Annotated in this window: 11 protein-coding genes and 1 CRISPR repeat array; all 11 genes read left to right on the top strand. The window is 64.9% G+C overall.

Features of this window, described 5'->3' with window-relative positions; translation table 11 throughout:
• Positions 1–40: 40 nt before the first annotated feature.
• Positions 41–1143: direct repeats of the CRISPR family, unit length 37 nt; unit sequence GTTTCCAGCGTGTCTCTGCACGGCTGCTTTCAATAGC.
• A gap of 183 nt (positions 1144–1326) precedes the next feature.
• The 11 genes from QZY44_RS31850 to QZY44_RS31800 all read left to right on the top strand — a co-directional run bounded on the left by QZY44_RS31850 (position 1327) and on the right by QZY44_RS31800 (position 14293).
• On the top strand, positions 1327–2187 hold the full coding sequence (locus QZY44_RS31850) for a reverse transcriptase domain-containing protein (protein ID WP_295457064.1): 861 nt from the start codon (positions 1327–1329) through the stop codon (positions 2185–2187).
• Positions 2188–2189: 2 nt separating this feature from the next.
• Positions 2190–3503 carry a CRISPR-associated endonuclease Cas1 gene (cas1, locus tag QZY44_RS31845; protein ID WP_295457061.1) on the top strand — a complete coding sequence of 438 codons (1314 nt, stop codon included), beginning with the start codon at positions 2190–2192 and terminating at the stop codon, positions 3501–3503.
• 172 nt (positions 3504–3675) lie between these two features.
• Complete coding sequence (locus tag QZY44_RS31840) at positions 3676–4560, top strand: hypothetical protein (protein ID WP_295457058.1); 885 nt, start codon at positions 3676–3678, stop codon at positions 4558–4560.
• Positions 4561–4658: 98 nt separating this feature from the next.
• On the top strand, positions 4659–5885 hold the full coding sequence (locus tag QZY44_RS31835) for a DUF4407 domain-containing protein (RefSeq protein ID WP_295457055.1): 1227 nt from the start codon (positions 4659–4661) through the stop codon (positions 5883–5885).
• On the top strand, positions 5882–6352 hold the full coding sequence (locus QZY44_RS31830) for a hypothetical protein (protein ID WP_295457052.1): 471 nt from the start codon (positions 5882–5884) through the stop codon (positions 6350–6352). Before QZY44_RS31835 ends, QZY44_RS31830 begins: the two co-directional genes overlap by 4 nt.
• Complete coding sequence (locus tag QZY44_RS31825) at positions 6349–7890, top strand: ThiF family adenylyltransferase (RefSeq protein WP_295457050.1); 1542 nt, start codon at positions 6349–6351, stop codon at positions 7888–7890. Before QZY44_RS31830 ends, QZY44_RS31825 begins: the two co-directional genes overlap by 4 nt.
• Positions 7883–8089, top strand: a complete 207-nt coding sequence (locus tag QZY44_RS31820) for a hypothetical protein (protein WP_295457047.1) — start codon at positions 7883–7885, stop codon at positions 8087–8089. The genes QZY44_RS31825 and QZY44_RS31820 overlap by 8 nt, the downstream gene beginning before the upstream one ends.
• A gap of 135 nt (positions 8090–8224) precedes the next feature.
• Positions 8225–8521, top strand: a complete 297-nt coding sequence (locus QZY44_RS31815; protein WP_295457044.1) for a hypothetical protein — start codon at positions 8225–8227, stop codon at positions 8519–8521.
• 38 nt (positions 8522–8559) lie between these two features.
• On the top strand, positions 8560–9192 hold the full coding sequence (locus tag QZY44_RS31810; RefSeq protein WP_295457042.1) for a hypothetical protein: 633 nt from the start codon (positions 8560–8562) through the stop codon (positions 9190–9192).
• A gap of 454 nt (positions 9193–9646) precedes the next feature.
• On the top strand, positions 9647–12175 hold the full coding sequence (gene ptsP, locus QZY44_RS31805; protein ID WP_295457040.1) for a phosphoenolpyruvate--protein phosphotransferase: 2529 nt from the start codon (positions 9647–9649) through the stop codon (positions 12173–12175).
• A 36-nt stretch (positions 12176–12211) separates the two neighbouring features.
• A complete protein-coding gene (locus QZY44_RS31800) occupies positions 12212–14293 on the top strand; it encodes a PTS transporter subunit EIIC (RefSeq protein ID WP_295457039.1) in 2082 nt (693 codons plus the stop codon).
• The last annotated feature ends 166 nt before the right edge of the window (positions 14294–14459 follow it).

Below are 14459 nucleotides of genomic sequence, written 5' to 3'. Positions count from 1 at the left end.
CTTTCAATAGCGGCAATCGGACGGGCATTCCAGGCGAAAGGTTTCCAGCGTGTCTCTGCACGGCTGCTTTCAATAGCATGGGGTGAATCCTGAGCTGGTGGAGGAAAGTTTCCAGCGTGTCTCTGCACGGCTGCTTTCAATAGCCTCTGATTTTTCAACCTAGGAGATCTGAGTGTTTCCAGCGTGTCTCTGCACGGCTGCTTTCAATAGCTTTATCAGTTCTGCGCCGGAGGGCGATAGGTTTCCAGCGTGTCTCTGCACGGCTGCTTTCAATAGCAGGATGCTGTCAAAACAAGACTGCATAAAAAGTTTCCAGCGTGTCTCTGCACGGCTGCTTTCAATAGCAAAAATCGTCGGCAACTTCACTTGGCGCAGAGTTTCCAGCGTGTCTCTGCACGGCTGCTTTCAATAGCTTTTAGCTAGATAACACCCTCGAAAGGGGAGTTTCCAGCGTGTCTCTGCACGGCTGCTTTCAATAGCTTGATTTCGACTTTTAAGTTTAACACCCCGTTTCCAGCGTGTCTCTGCACGGCTGCTTTCAATAGCAACCATCGAGATCAAGGCGCTCTTCCTGCCGGTTTCCAGCGTGTCTCTGCACGGCTGCTTTCAATAGCCGGGAAACTGGACAAGGGTGATCAGATCAGTTTCCAGCGTGTCTCTGCACGGCTGCTTTCAATAGCGACATTTGTGGGAGTCAGTAATTCCACGAGTTTCCAGCGTGTCTCTGCACGGCTGCTTTCAATAGCTAACGTTCTACCTCAGTTGACCGACGTCGTTTCCAGCGTGTCTCTGCACGGCTGCTTTCAATAGCGGTGAAGGAGTTAGTGACGGGGGGAATCAGTTTCCAGCGTGTCTCTGCACGGCTGCTTTCAATAGCGGAGAACGCATCTCTCGCCCAGCAGGAGGTTTCCAGCGTGTCTCTGCACGGCTGCTTTCAATAGCCTCCCTGCATGAGATAGCACTTCCTGGTCGGTTTCCAGCGTGTCTCTGCACGGCTGCTTTCAATAGCATTAGCTGAGCTTGAGATTTTGCTCAAATAGTTTCCAGCGTGTCTCTGCACGGCTGCTTTCAATAGCCAACAATTCCATCATCGCCCAAGTGGGCATGTTTCCAGCGTGTCTCTGCACGGCTGCTTTCAATAGCCCCTCGCGCGGCACCCGCAATCTCCTTTTCCGTCAGGTGCTTGGCGCCGACAGGCCCAAGACCGGCCGGCGCGACCAGCGGTGGCGACAGCCCCGCCTTACCTGATTTCTGGTGAAGGTGCCGGATTTTTGCCAAGTGACAAGGTGACATGGTTCTGACGCCTCGTCGGCGAGGGGAGTTGACATGCTATCACTGCGCACGGCGGTCTGCCAAAGCATCAATCTCGGCAGCGCCTTTGGCCGTTACCGTCGCTATCGCGGACTCTGGGCGGCCGGGGTGCCGATGTACGCGGTTGCCGGGTCGCCGGTGGTGCCGATGCTCGAGCTCGCGCACGAGCTGCGCAGCGGATCGTACCACCCATCCACGCCCCAAACGATTTCCATCGCTAAGGCCAACGGCGAACGCCGGGAACTGCGGGTGTTCGCGATTCGTGACCGTGTCGCCCAGCGTGCGCTGCTGGATGTCCTGCAGGCGCGCACGGACCCCGAGATGTCGCCCTGTTCCTATGGCTACCGGCCGGGGCGTGGCGTGGCGGGCGCGGTGGCGCGCGTTCGGACCTTCCTGGACGGTGGGCTGTCCTGGGTGGTCGATGCCGATATCGAACGGTGCTTCGACTCGATTCCGCGCGGCCCCCTGCTCGCCGAGGTGGCGCGCCGGGTGGGTGCCCCGGAGGCCGCGGAACTGGTCGCTCAATGGCTGGGCTGGGACACGGCCGAGCAACGTGACCAGGTGGGCATTCCCCAGGGTTCGGTGCTGGCCCCCTGGTTGTGCAATGTCTATCTGTGGCGGCTGGACGACGCGATGCAGGAGGAGCATGCCGCCATGGTCCGGTTTGCCGATGACGTCGTGCTGCTCTGCGCCGGCCGCTGCCGGGCGCAAGCGCTGGAGCAGCGCTGTGCGCAGGTGGTGGAGCGGATGCGGCTGCGCCTGCACCCGCTCAAGACCGCCATCGTCGATGCGTCCCGGCCCTTCCGGTTTCTCGGTCAGTGGCTGAGTACCACCGGGCTGTTGACCGGCCCCGTTGCCCCTGCTGGAGGATGCTGATCATGCTGTTTGCCAGTGCCGGCCTGAGGCCCGCGCGGCTGGTGGTACTGGCCTATGACATCGGTTGCCCGCGGCGGGCACGCGGCATCAGGCGGGTGTTGGATTCGCTCCATCATGCGAAACAGTATTCGGTGTTCGAGGCCATGCTGGGCGATGCGGAGTGTCGCGGCGTGCTGGCCGAGATCTCGGCCTGCTGCGATTTCTCCTCGGACCTGCTCGCCGTCTGGTGGCCGCTCGATGGGCTGCGGCTGCGGTGGTTGCAGGGCCGGCTGACGATCGATGCGCGCGCCGGTGAACCCTGTCGGGAACCGGCCGCGCTCCGGCCGAACATCGGCAACTTCATGAGCGGGAATCTGGCACTCGTGGTCGATCATGCCGGCGCCACGCTGGAGATGGGGTCCCACGATACGGTGGTGTTGGTGCATGCCGACGGCCGGCGGGAGCGGGTCGGCTTGCGTGCGCTCGGCTCCGTGGTGCTGCACGGCGACGTGAAGCTGAGCACCGGGCTGTTGCAGGCGATCGCCGCGCATGGCGTGGCACTGACGGCGCTGCCGGTGCGCGGCCGTACGCCGGCCGTGGGCTTCAGCTGCATGCCCCATCGTCATGTCGCCCTGCGCCATGCACAGCATCTGGCCTTTGCCGATCCGCAGCGGCGGCTGGAGCTGGCGCGCCGGGCGGTCTGGGCCAAGCTCGAGGCGATGGCCGAGTTCGCCCGCCGCCATGCCCCCGCGGGCGAATCCGATCTCTACCGGGCGATGCAGGCCGCCGCCGCGGTGTCGGATGTGGCGGCGCTGATGGGCGTGGAGGGGGCGGCGACGGTGAAGCACTTTGCCGCGCTGGAGGCGCTGTATTTGCGCGGTGGGCCGTTCCGCTTCAATGGCCGCTCGCGGCAGCCGCCCCGCGATGAGCCGAACGCGCTGATGTCCTTGGCCTACACGCTGGCGCAGGGCCAGGCGACGCAACTCGCGCTGCATGCCGGGCTGGATGTGCAGATCGGCTTCCTGCACGCGTTGCACCGGGACCGCGAGTCATTGTCGCTGGACCTCATCGAGCCGGCGCGCGCCGAACTGGACGACTGGGTGCATGGGCTGCTGACCGACCGCGGGCTGCTCAAGCCGGCGATGTTCTCCCATTGCGACGACGGCGCGGTGCGGCTGACCAAGGAAGGCCGCGGGTTGTTCTACCCGGCCTGGTACCGGGAAGGATTCCGGATCGCCCGGCGACCGATGCGCCGATTGCTGGCCGCGATGTTGGACAGTCTGCGTTCTTGCCTGCATTCCGACCCCGCGTTCGCATCCGCGGAATTGTCCGCCTGAGCCAGTCCGCGCCCCGTCGATCCTGCCGGCCAGGCTACCCGATTACTGGTGAAGGTCTGCGATTTTTCGCAAGTGACAAGGTGAAAGACAACCTGAAGACGGTCAGCCCCTTCAGGAGCCCCTTCGGGAACCAGCCCCGCATCAATCATGAAGTCACCGGAGCCGTCGCGCCATGCTGTCACAAGCCGCCGTCGATGACTTGCAGCGTTTCGCCGAACAAGGGCGCATCGGTGGCGTGGTCGAACTGGCGGTTGTGCCGCCGCGGCCCGAGCCCGGTGAGATGGTCACCGTGAACTGGGACTTTTCGGGCTGTGCGGTCGAGCGTGGCGTGCTCACCCTGCCGGATGTCGGCGAGCTGATTGTCCAGCCCCGCGGGCAGCACCGGTTTCGGATGGCTGGTGAGCCGATCGGGATTCGGCTGGTGACGGCCGCGGGGGGCGCGGAACAGCGCATCGAGCCGCAGATCGTGATTCCACAGGTCGTGGAGCTGGGCGCGGCCGGTGCGGCGGTGCGGGATGAACCTGTGGTGCTGCGGTGGCGAGCGCCCGGGGCACAGGCCTGCGTACTGCGGGTGCGGGACGCGGACGGCGTCGAGGCCGAGTTTGCGGGTGGCGCGGCGGGCGCCATCGAGTACCGCCCACGGATGGCCGGGGCCTTGCGACTGGAACTGCTGGCCCGCAGCCGCCACGCGGACTGGTCTGAGGCCGCACAGGTGCGCGCCGAGGCGCTGGTGGCGGTGGCACAGCCACCGGTGCGGATTCAGATGGATTGCCGGTCCGTCAGCGGATTGCCGGGGGACGAGATCCAGGTTGGCTGGCGGGTGACCGAGTCGCTGCAGGTGCGGCTGCTGGCGGTCGACCGGGAGGAGGAGTTTCAGGTATCTGCGCAAGGCGCGGTGCTGGTGCAGGTCGGTTTCGCGCCGGAGCGGTTCCGGTTGATTGCTACCGGAGCTGATGGGCGACAGGACCAGATGAGCTTTACGGTCGCCCCCCGTTTCTGTTGCGAGCTGACCGGGGCTGACGACTTGCTGAATCTAATCCATACCCCGTGGCAATAGGCCATTGAATCGCTATCCGGGCAACCGGACCGGTATGACCAGCAGCGGTGTTTTCGTTTCGAGCGGTTCTGACCACTGACTAAATCGAGAGGTTGATCATGCAGATGCACGACGCACGGGTGAGGACGGGTTGGCTGCTGAATCTCTGCTGCTGGATCACCCGCGCCGATTCCGAGCTGGCGGCTCAGTCTAATGCCTTCGACCGGATGACCATCATTGCCAATGCGTTGGCTCTGCTGTTGGTTACCAGCGTGGCGGGGGTGGCCTGGACGGCCTTCTGGTCCAGTTTCCTTTCCGGGGCATTGCCGATCGCCTTGGGGATGCTGTGCGCCGCGCTGATCTTTGTCTTCGACCAGGCGGTCGGAGCGAGCGATTGGGAGGTGGCGGGGGTATTGCGCACCGATGAGCGGCTGTCTCCCTGGATAGCGGCCAAGGTCGGGCTGCGGTTGGTGATGGCGCTGCTGCTCTCGGTCGCGACCGCCACCGGGGTGACGTTGTGGCTCTTCGGGTCGACCATCGACAACCACCTGCAGGCCCAGCGCGTGCAGCGCAATGCACCGATCGAGCAGGACTATACCGCACAAAAGGAGCGGCTGGAATCGCGGCTGCTGGCCCCGCTGGAGGCGGAGATTGAAACCGTCGCGGGGTCGCGAACCCAGGCGGCAGCGCAGGCGCAGGCGGCCATGCAACTGCGTGACCAGGCGGCAGACCACGCGGCCCAGGCGCGCATCGAGGCGGGGCGGCAGGCCGATGGTTACGGCGGACGCAAGAAGGGTAAAGGTCGGGATTACTGGGACGCCATCCGGCTGCAGTCCGAGGCGGAGCGGCTCTTGCAACGTGCCGAGGACGACCTGGCGCAGGCAAACGCACGGGTCGCGGACCTGGACCGCCGCTACGCGGACCTCACCGCGCAACTGGAGACGCGCACCAGGCAGTCCCGTCAAGAGGTCGTCGCGCTTGACCTGGCGAAGGAGCAAGACCCCCGTTGGGTCCCGTTGCGTAACGACCCGCTGATGCGTTACATCGCCCTGACCGAATTGAAGGCCGATGCCGCTCGGGGACCCGCGGTGTCCAGCTTCAACTGGATGATGACCGTGGTGTTGGTGACCTTCGAGATGATGTTCATCTTGGTCAAGATGGTGTTTGCTCCGGCATCTGTATACACCTGCCGCCTGATCGCCCGCACCCGCTCGGAGGCCGCCCAGGTGTCTGTGGAATACGAGGCCAAGGTCCATGATATCCGTCGCGCCCGGGCGCGGCCCAACCTGCGCGTGGTCGGCGGTGACCGACCCAATCATCCGGACAATGAAGGAGCGAATCAATGAACCTGAACAGTCTGCTCGGCTCGCCGCGGAAGCTCGCACAACTGCGCTGGGAGGTGGCCAATATCCAAGCCTTTCTCGACCATTTCGACCGTCCGTTGAATGGCGAGTCGCGGACGGTGCAGCTCGGCCAAACCGCGGAGTTCCTCACGGTGCGCAATTTTCCGCTGCCTGACGGGTATAGGCCTGACTACATTGATTTGCTGGTGGTCACTGATAACTTCCCGGCCACCCCGCCGATCGGGCTCTATGTGCTGCACCGCAACAATCAGGCGCTGATCGGACAGTTACAACGGCGCTTCAACGCCTTTGCGGATCAAGCCTTCCACGAGGCACCGCCGATCCGGGACTACACCTGGATCTGCTACCACTACGGCGGTAATGCCTGGCGCTACCGGGCGGATCAGCCGGCACGGGGCGACAATATCCGCAAGTTCCTGGCGAGTTGGTTCGCCGAATCGAATCAGTGAGTGAGGTCATCATGAAGGTCAAGGTCCGGATCGCGGCATCGGTCATGGAGCGGCTGCGCGCCTATCACCTGGCGCCCGGCAAACGGGCAGAGGCACTGAGCTATCTCTGGGCGCAGGCCTATCCGCTGCCTGATGACCCCGACGGTGGTCTGTGCGTGCTGGTGCCGCATACCGCGCCACTGATGTTGTTCGCGCCGGACTGCTTCCTGCGGCAGTCCGGCGGCAATGTGCAACTCGACCCGGCGGTTCTCAATGGTCTGTTGGTCCGCTTTGCGGCCTCGTCATTCAATTGCCTGGTAAACGTCCATGATCACTGGTTCAGCGAGCAGGCGACCTTTTCCGGCGTCGATGACCGTGATGACCGCATCTTCGACCGCTATCTGCGCGAGCGCTTCGAACCGATGCTGCGGCGGCATCCGCACCTTGGCATGGCACGGCCGATCTTCAACCTGTCGGTCGTGCTGGGCCAGCAGGGGCTGGATGCGCGCCTGATCGATGGGCGGCGTTCCCGCGACTTTGCGCCGGTCAACAGTTTCGACGTGGTGGGCGACCGGTTTGAACGCTTGGCGGTGGGGCTCGGGTCGGCGCCGCAGACCCTGGATGAGGTGTTCGACCGCCAGCGTGATTTCGTACCGGCCGCCCAGCAGCGTCTGCTGGCGGCGCTGGACGTGGCCCTGGTCGGGTGCGGCGGGCTGGGCTCGATCCTCGCGGAGGCACTGGCCCGACTCGGGGTCGGCGGGTTGGTGTTGGTGGACGACGACCGCCTGGAGGCGACCAATCTCAACCGCTGGCAGGGGGGCTCGCCGGCCTCGGTGGGTCAGCCCAAGGCGACCCACCTCGGGGAGCGGCTGCGGGCGATGTTTCCGCGGCTGCGGCTCAGGGTGGTGGATCGCTCAGTGTTCGCCCCGGAGGCCGAGAGGGCGCTCTCCGGATGCGACCTGATCGTCGGCGGGCTCGACAACGACGAGGCGCGTTATCACCTGAACCGTGTGGCTTTGCAATATAGCCTGCCCTGGTTCGATGCCGGGTGCGCAGTGACCGGGGTGGGCGCTGAAACGGACTTCCGCGTGCGGATGTTTGCGATCCTGCCGGGTGTGAGTGCCTGCGGCGAGTGTACCCAATACATTCTCTGGGACCGTGAGCGAACCCTGGAGGCCTTCCTGGACGAGGCCACCGCCCGCTCGCGCCGCGCCGCCGGTTATGTGCTGGATGCGCCCGCCGCGCGCACGCCCAGCGTCTATGCCGTCAACCAGCGGGCCGCGGCGCTGCTGGAGACTGAACTGCTGAATTACTTCTGCGGCTGGCGTCCCACGGCGACCATGATCTCCGAGAGTTGGCGCGCGGGGACCTTCCAACGGGCCGACCGGGAGAATTTCCCGGAAACGCCGGACCCGGAATGCCCGATTTGCAGTTATTACGCCGGGGTCGCCCAGACCGAGCCGCTGCCCCGGCCCCGCGCCATGCATGCGGCAACGTCGCTGGCGGGCCTCCTGCTCGATGCTCAATCAACCCAAACACCAGAGGTGCACCATGGCTAAGCCGAAACCCATCATCATCGACGGCGAAGTGCGTCACGTCCGCCCGGACGCCAAGGTCGTGGACCTGGTCTCGCCGGAGGTCGGTTCCATCCTGACCCATGATGGCGCGCTCATCCCGCGCTCCGAATTCGGTCGGGCGCCGGTCCCAGAGGGGTTCGAAACCAACCTCTCCCCGATCAACAAGGGGGGGACCGGCTGACCGCCGGCTCGGTCGAAACAGATGCCCTGGCCATTCGGCAGGGCGTCTGTGAGACCGAACAGCACATGGCACTGTGACGATGATTGATCAATAGTCGCTCAGGGCAAGTTCTGAAAATTATCTGGAGGTTCTCCTATGTTGAATTCAATCGTTCGTCTCGGGTTCATCCTGATCGTTTCGGTGGTCGCCGCGCCTGTCCTTGACCCGCTGTTTCAGGCGCTTCCGCCGGCATTCGTGGTGCTCGTGTTGGTGTTTTCCGTGGTGTCGATGCTGGTCTGGGCGTTCCGCGGGATACTGTCACTGTTGGTCGGTGGGAACGCGGCAGATCACGTGGTGGGTAGCTTGACGGCAGATATGATCAAGGCGGTGTTGAAGTTTCCGTTTTGGCTGTTGCGCGTCGTCTTTACCGGTCTGCGCGCGTTGATTCGCTAGGGTCTGACAGGCCTATGAATGCACTTGGGGGAAATTACATGCCGTTCGCTTATGCCGCTCTGATCCTGGCGCTGGCTTGCACTGTCAGCCCGTCCCAGGTCGAGGCCAACGGTTTTCTGTTGGGTGCGGTGCGTGGCTATTTGGGCCGAACGGCGGCGGCGGGTGTCGCTCGGGCTGCCGTGCGGGCACCGGTGGCAAGAGTGGCCAATGCGCCCCCTTCCGCCGCACGGGCACTCTCGAAAGCGCCAGCGAAAGCGCCGCTTACGGCCGCGCCCAAACCCTGTCAGGGTGTCATCAATAAGTGCGACGGCGTGCGTCGGGAAGTGATCGCGCAGCGTCTCATTCGGGAGCGCTTTCCCAGCGAGCGTATCCAGTCAGAAACCTATCTGCGCAATCGTGAAGGCTCCATTGCGCTTGACCCCAAGACCGGAATGGGGCGTCGGATTGACTATGTGAACTTGAGTGACGGCAGAGTGGTACGTCGCTTTGAAATCACCGCGCAGCATGTCGATAAGGCCCCACAACTGGCAAAAGAACGGCGCATCTTTCGCTACCGGGCCGACGGTAGCCCACGCCAGAGCGGCGATGGCATCTTCGTCAGGGACCGGGAGACCTCGCAGTTGGCACCGGTTTCACCTGCCAGCCATACCGAGGTCATGCGACTTCACTAAGAATTCATAGCGCGTGAGCGCCCCGCGACAGGCGCGGCAAGTGCCTGACCTATCGTTGCCGCGGAAGCTCGACTTCCGGGCGCCGCCCCCAGCCTGCGGCCGAGACCCAAGGCCGCCTGGCCCAGTAGCCCTCTTCCGCCCCCCGTGACACCAGCGCCCGATCCCCCATGGCTCGATGTCCCAGGTGTAAGACGCAGGCGGGCGGCACGGTCGTGCTATCCGGCGGGGCGCACGACTGCCAGTGTATTGGTGGTTGCCGTTGCCTTCGCACCCTGCCAGGATTAGGCATCGCCTCCCACCATTCGTCAGGGCATGCAGCGGTGGCCAGTCGAGAGGAGCACGAGGGGCCAATCGCCTGCCACCGGGCCGCGTTGCCCCGTACCTGTAAACTCACGCGTCCAACCCCCATGGCGGGGCACTACGTGACCAGTCATCACCAGAAGAGGAGATCGCGGTGCGAACCATCGAGCTGAAGGCGCCCCTGGACGGCGTCATCCTACCCCTGGAACAGGTCCCTGACCCGGTCTTTGCCCAGAAGATGGTGGGCGACGGCCTGTCGCTCGACCCCCTGAGCCAGATGCTGGTGGCCCCCTGCGCGGGGACCGTGACGAACGTGCATCGGGCCGGCCACGCGGTGACCCTGGTGACGCCCGAGGGGATCGAGCTGATGATGCACATCGGCCTGGATACGGTGAACCTGAAGGGCGAGGGGTTCACACCCAAGGTGGCTGCCGGCCAGACGGTGGCCCTGGGCGATCCACTGATCGCCTTCGACGCGGATTTTCTGGCGACCCATGCCAAGAGCCTGCTGACCCAGATCGTCGTCACCAACGGCGAGCGCGTTGCCGCCTACCATCCGGCCACCGGCCTGGTGCACGCCGGGGTCGACACCCTGCTGACCCTGGACTTGAGCGACGCGACTGCCGACGAGGGGCAGGCGTCCGGCAAGCGGCTGATCTCCGAGGCGGTGCTGATCCCCAACCCGACCGGGCTCCACGCCCGTCCGGCGGCGGTGCTGGCCAACCTGGCCAAGCGCTACCAGTCGCGCATCACGCTCCAGCGCGGCGACGATCAGGCCAACGCCAAGAGCCTGGTCTCCATCATGGGCCTGGCCATCGAGCAGGGTGACAAGGTGGTGCTGGTGGCCGAAGGGCCGGACGCCGCGCAGGCGCTGGCCGCCCTGGTGCCGGAACTGGCCGCCGGTCTGGGCGACGAGGGCAGTGCGCCGGCCCCGGCCCCGGCCACCACTGAGATCAGCGCGGATGCCGCCCCGGCCCCGCACCCGCGCTCGGATGACCCCAAGCTGTTGCTCGGGGTGCCGGCCTCGCCGGGGCTCGCGGTGGGACGGGTGTGGCGCCTGCGCCGGGAGGAGATTGAGGTCCAGGAGACCGGCGAGACCCCCAACCAGGAGCGCCGCCGGCTGGAGGACGCGCTGGACATCGCCCGCAACCAGCTCGAGGCCTTGCAGGCGGAGCTGCGCGGTCAGGCCGATCCGGCCAAGGCGGCCATCTTTGCCGCCCATCAGGAACTATTGGGCGACCCGGGCCTGCTGGACATCGCCGACAGTGCCATTGCCAAGGGCAAGAGCGCCGCCTACGCCTGGCGTGCCGCCTTTACCACCCATGCGCAGAGCCTGGCACGGCTGCGCAATCAGCTGCTCGCCGAGCGCGCCAATGACCTACGCGACGTCGGTCGGCGGGTGCTGGCCATCCTCACCGGCACCCCGCTGGAGGAGCCGCAGGCCCCGCCGGATACCATCCTGATCGCCGAGGACCTGACCCCGTCCGACACGGCCCGGCTTGACCGCACCCGGGTGCTGGGCTTTGCCACCGTGGGCGGCGGTGCGACCTCCCATGTCGCCATCATCGCCCGCTCGCTGGACCTGCCCGCGGTGGCCGGCATCGAGCCGCGCGCCATGGATCTCACCGACGGTACGCCGGTGATCCTGGACGGGTCCAAGGGCAGCCTGCGCCTGGACCCGGACCCGGCGGAGATCGAGCGCATCAAGACGCTCAAGGAGCGACTGGCGGTGCGGCGCGCCAACGACCTGGCCGCCGCCATGGACCCGGCGGTGACCAGCGATGGGCAGCGCATCGAGGTCGTGGCCAACATCGGCGGCCTGGAGGATGCGGCGCGCTCGCTCCCCTTGGGCGGGGAGGGCGTGGGCCTGCTGCGCTCCGAGTTCCTGTACATGGACCGGACCGCCGCCCCGACCGAGGACGAGCAATACGCCATCTACTCGGCCATCGCCAAGGCGCTGGATGGCCGGCCCATGATCATCCGCACCCTGGACGTGGGCGGCGACAAGCCGCTCGCCTATCTGCCCATGCCGCGGGAGGAGAACCCGATGCTCGGCATCCGCGGGGTGCGCATCGGGCTCGACCGCCCGGAGATCCTGCGCACCCAGGTGCGCGCCATCCTGCGCGCCGGTGAGGGACAGCGCTTGCGGATGATGTTTCCGATGATCGCGACGCTCGATGAGATCCGCTCGGTCAAGGGATTGGTGGAGGAGGAGCGCGCACACTTGGGCCTGGGTGACGCGGTGGAGCTGGGGATCATGGTGGAGGTGCCCGCCGCCGCCGTCCTGGCCCGCCAATTCGCCCGCGAGGTCGATTTCTTCTCCGTCGGCACCAATGACCTGACCCAATATACTCTGGCCATGGATCGCGGCCACCCCAAGCTCGCGGCCAAGGCGGATGCGATGAACCCGGCGGTGCTGCAACTCATTGCCCACACCGTTGAAGGTGCTCGCGCCGAGGGTAAATGGGTGGGGGTCTGCGGGGGGCTCGCGAGCGATCCCCAGGCGGTGCCCATCCTGGTGGGCCTGGGGGTGGCGGAGCTGTCGGTCAGCGTGCCGTCCATTCCGGCGGTCAAGGCGCAGGTGCGTGCGTATTCGCTGGCGCAATGCCAGGCCCTGGCGGAACAGGCACTGACCGCGGACAGCGCCGCCGGGGTGCGCGCCCTGGTGCCCCTCGACTATTGAATCGGCATTGAATCGGCTTTCGCCCTGGAGAAACAGATGAGTCTTCAAACCGTTTGGGGCAGTACCTTCGGCGGGCTGCAAAAGATCGGCAAGGCACTGATGCTGCCGGTCTCGGTCTTGCCGGTGGCCGGTATACTATTGGGCGTCGGGGCCTCCATTGCCCGCGAGGCGCAGACCCCCTGGATTGCCGAGATCGGGCGCATCATGTCCGCCTCCGGTGATGCGATCTTCATGATCCTGCCCCTGATCTTTGCCATCGGCGTGGTCCTGGGCTTTACCAAGAATGACGGGGTGGCGGCGATGGCCGCCACCGTCGGCTATTTCGTCATGCTGGCCGCGCTCGGGGTCATCGGGCTGCTGTTCATCGGCTGGGTGGCGCCGGTGCAGCCGCTCAAGCTCACCGGCGACGGTGGCCAGGCCGTTCATCTGGAATACGATGCGGCGAGAGAACGCTTTCTCTGTCTCGACAAAGACGGGCGAACACTGGAGAAGTTCAGGTCCGCGGAGGTCAAGGGTGCGACCCTGACCTGCGACAAGGTCACAGTGCCGTTTATCATCCGGGCCGCGCAGAATTCGGGGGGTGCCATTGCACTCTACGACGCCGGTAAGGGCGAGCTGGTCCCCTTCCCGGCGGCCCAGAGCCGCGCCGAGATCAAGAAGATCTTCGGTATCGAATCCATCGATACCGGTGTCTTCGGCGGTATCCTGATCGGACTCATCGCCGCTTATCTCTACAATCGCTATTACCGGATCTCGCTCCCTGCTTATCTCGGGTTCTTCGGCGGCAAGCGTTTCGTCCCGATCGTGGTCTCCTTTGCCGCCATCGGGTTGGCCGCCATCCTCGCGGTTATCTGGCCGCCCATCGGGGCGGCTATCCGTGACTTCGGTGACTGGGCGGCCTATGGCAACCCGGCGGCGGCGGTGACGATCTACGGCGTGGTGGAGCGCATGCTCCTGCCCTTTGGTCTGCACCATATCTGGAACGTGCCATTTTTCTTCGAGGTCGGCACCTATATCGACCCGGCGACCGGCAAGGTCGTGCATGGCGTGCTCAATCGTTTCTTCGCTGGTGACTATGAGGCGGCCATCCTGGGCGGCGGCTTTGTCTTTAAGATGTTCGGCCTGCCGGCCGCGGCACTTGCCATCTATCACTGCGCCAAACCGGAAAATAAGGCGCGGGTGGCCGGTATCATGGGCTCGGCGGCCCTGACTGCGTTCCTCACCGGCATCACCGAGCCGCTGGAGTTCGCCTTCCTGTTCGTTGCCCCGCTGCTCTATGTGGTGCATGCCGTATTGGTGGGCGTGGCCTATCTCAGTACCTATCTGCTCGGCGCGCGCCTGGGCTACAGCTTCAGCCACGGTTTCATCGACTATGCGCTCTATTATGTCAATGACATCAAGCCCTGGATCATCCTGGTGCTGGGGCCGATCTTCGCGGTGGTCTATTATGTCGTGTTCCGCACACTGATTCAGTGGTTCGATCTCAAGACGCCCGGGCGTGAGACCGAAACCATCGACGCGGTGGACGGCAACGCGATGGTTGCGGACGACTTTGCGAAGGAATTGGTCCTGGCCTTCGGCGGCAAGAGCAATATCCTGGGCCTGGACGCCTGCATCACCCGGCTGCGGGTGGCGGTCAAGGAGATGGGCAAGGCCAACCCGGACAAGCTCAAGGCGCTGGGCGCGGCCGGTGTGGTGACGGTCGGAAATAACCTACAGGCCATCTTTGGACCCAAGTCAGACAATCTCAAGACCGACATGGAGGAGTACCTGGCCAACGCCGGCCCCGAGGCCGAATTGCCGGAAGGTGCCGATGCGCCCCAGGTGCAATACAAGGCCGATGCCTTGAAGCCGCGCGCCCGCGACGCCAATGCCCCGGCCAAGGCCCGCGCCATACTGGCGAGCCTGGGTGGCGCTGCCAATGTGCGACAGGCCGAGGCCGCCGCCGAGACGCGGTTGAGGATCACCGTCACGGATGGCGCAAAACTGGATGAAGGCGCACTCAAAGCCGCCGGTGTGCAGGGCATTCTACGCTTGCCGGACAATGTGCTGCACCTGTTGGTTGGGCTCAATGCCGATCAATATGCGGCGGAGTTGAAGGCGGCGATGGCGGGGTAGAAACTCCATGTCATCTGGCTCCCAGGCTCCAGCGCTCAACCTTATACATAAGTGGTTCTGATCCAAGCACGAACTCCTCGCGGCGCCTAAGATGGCAGGATCACCAACCCACCGGAGGGGAGCATGAACAACTGGGCACGCGAAGAAGTGGCGACGGCAGACCTGG

The sequence above is a fragment of the uncultured Thiodictyon sp. genome, assembly GCA_903837595.1.
Lineage (GTDB): Bacteria > Pseudomonadota > Gammaproteobacteria > Chromatiales > Chromatiaceae > Thiodictyon.
The sequence above is the reverse complement of the archived record's forward strand: the minus strand, read 5'-3'. Positions and strand labels throughout refer to the sequence as shown.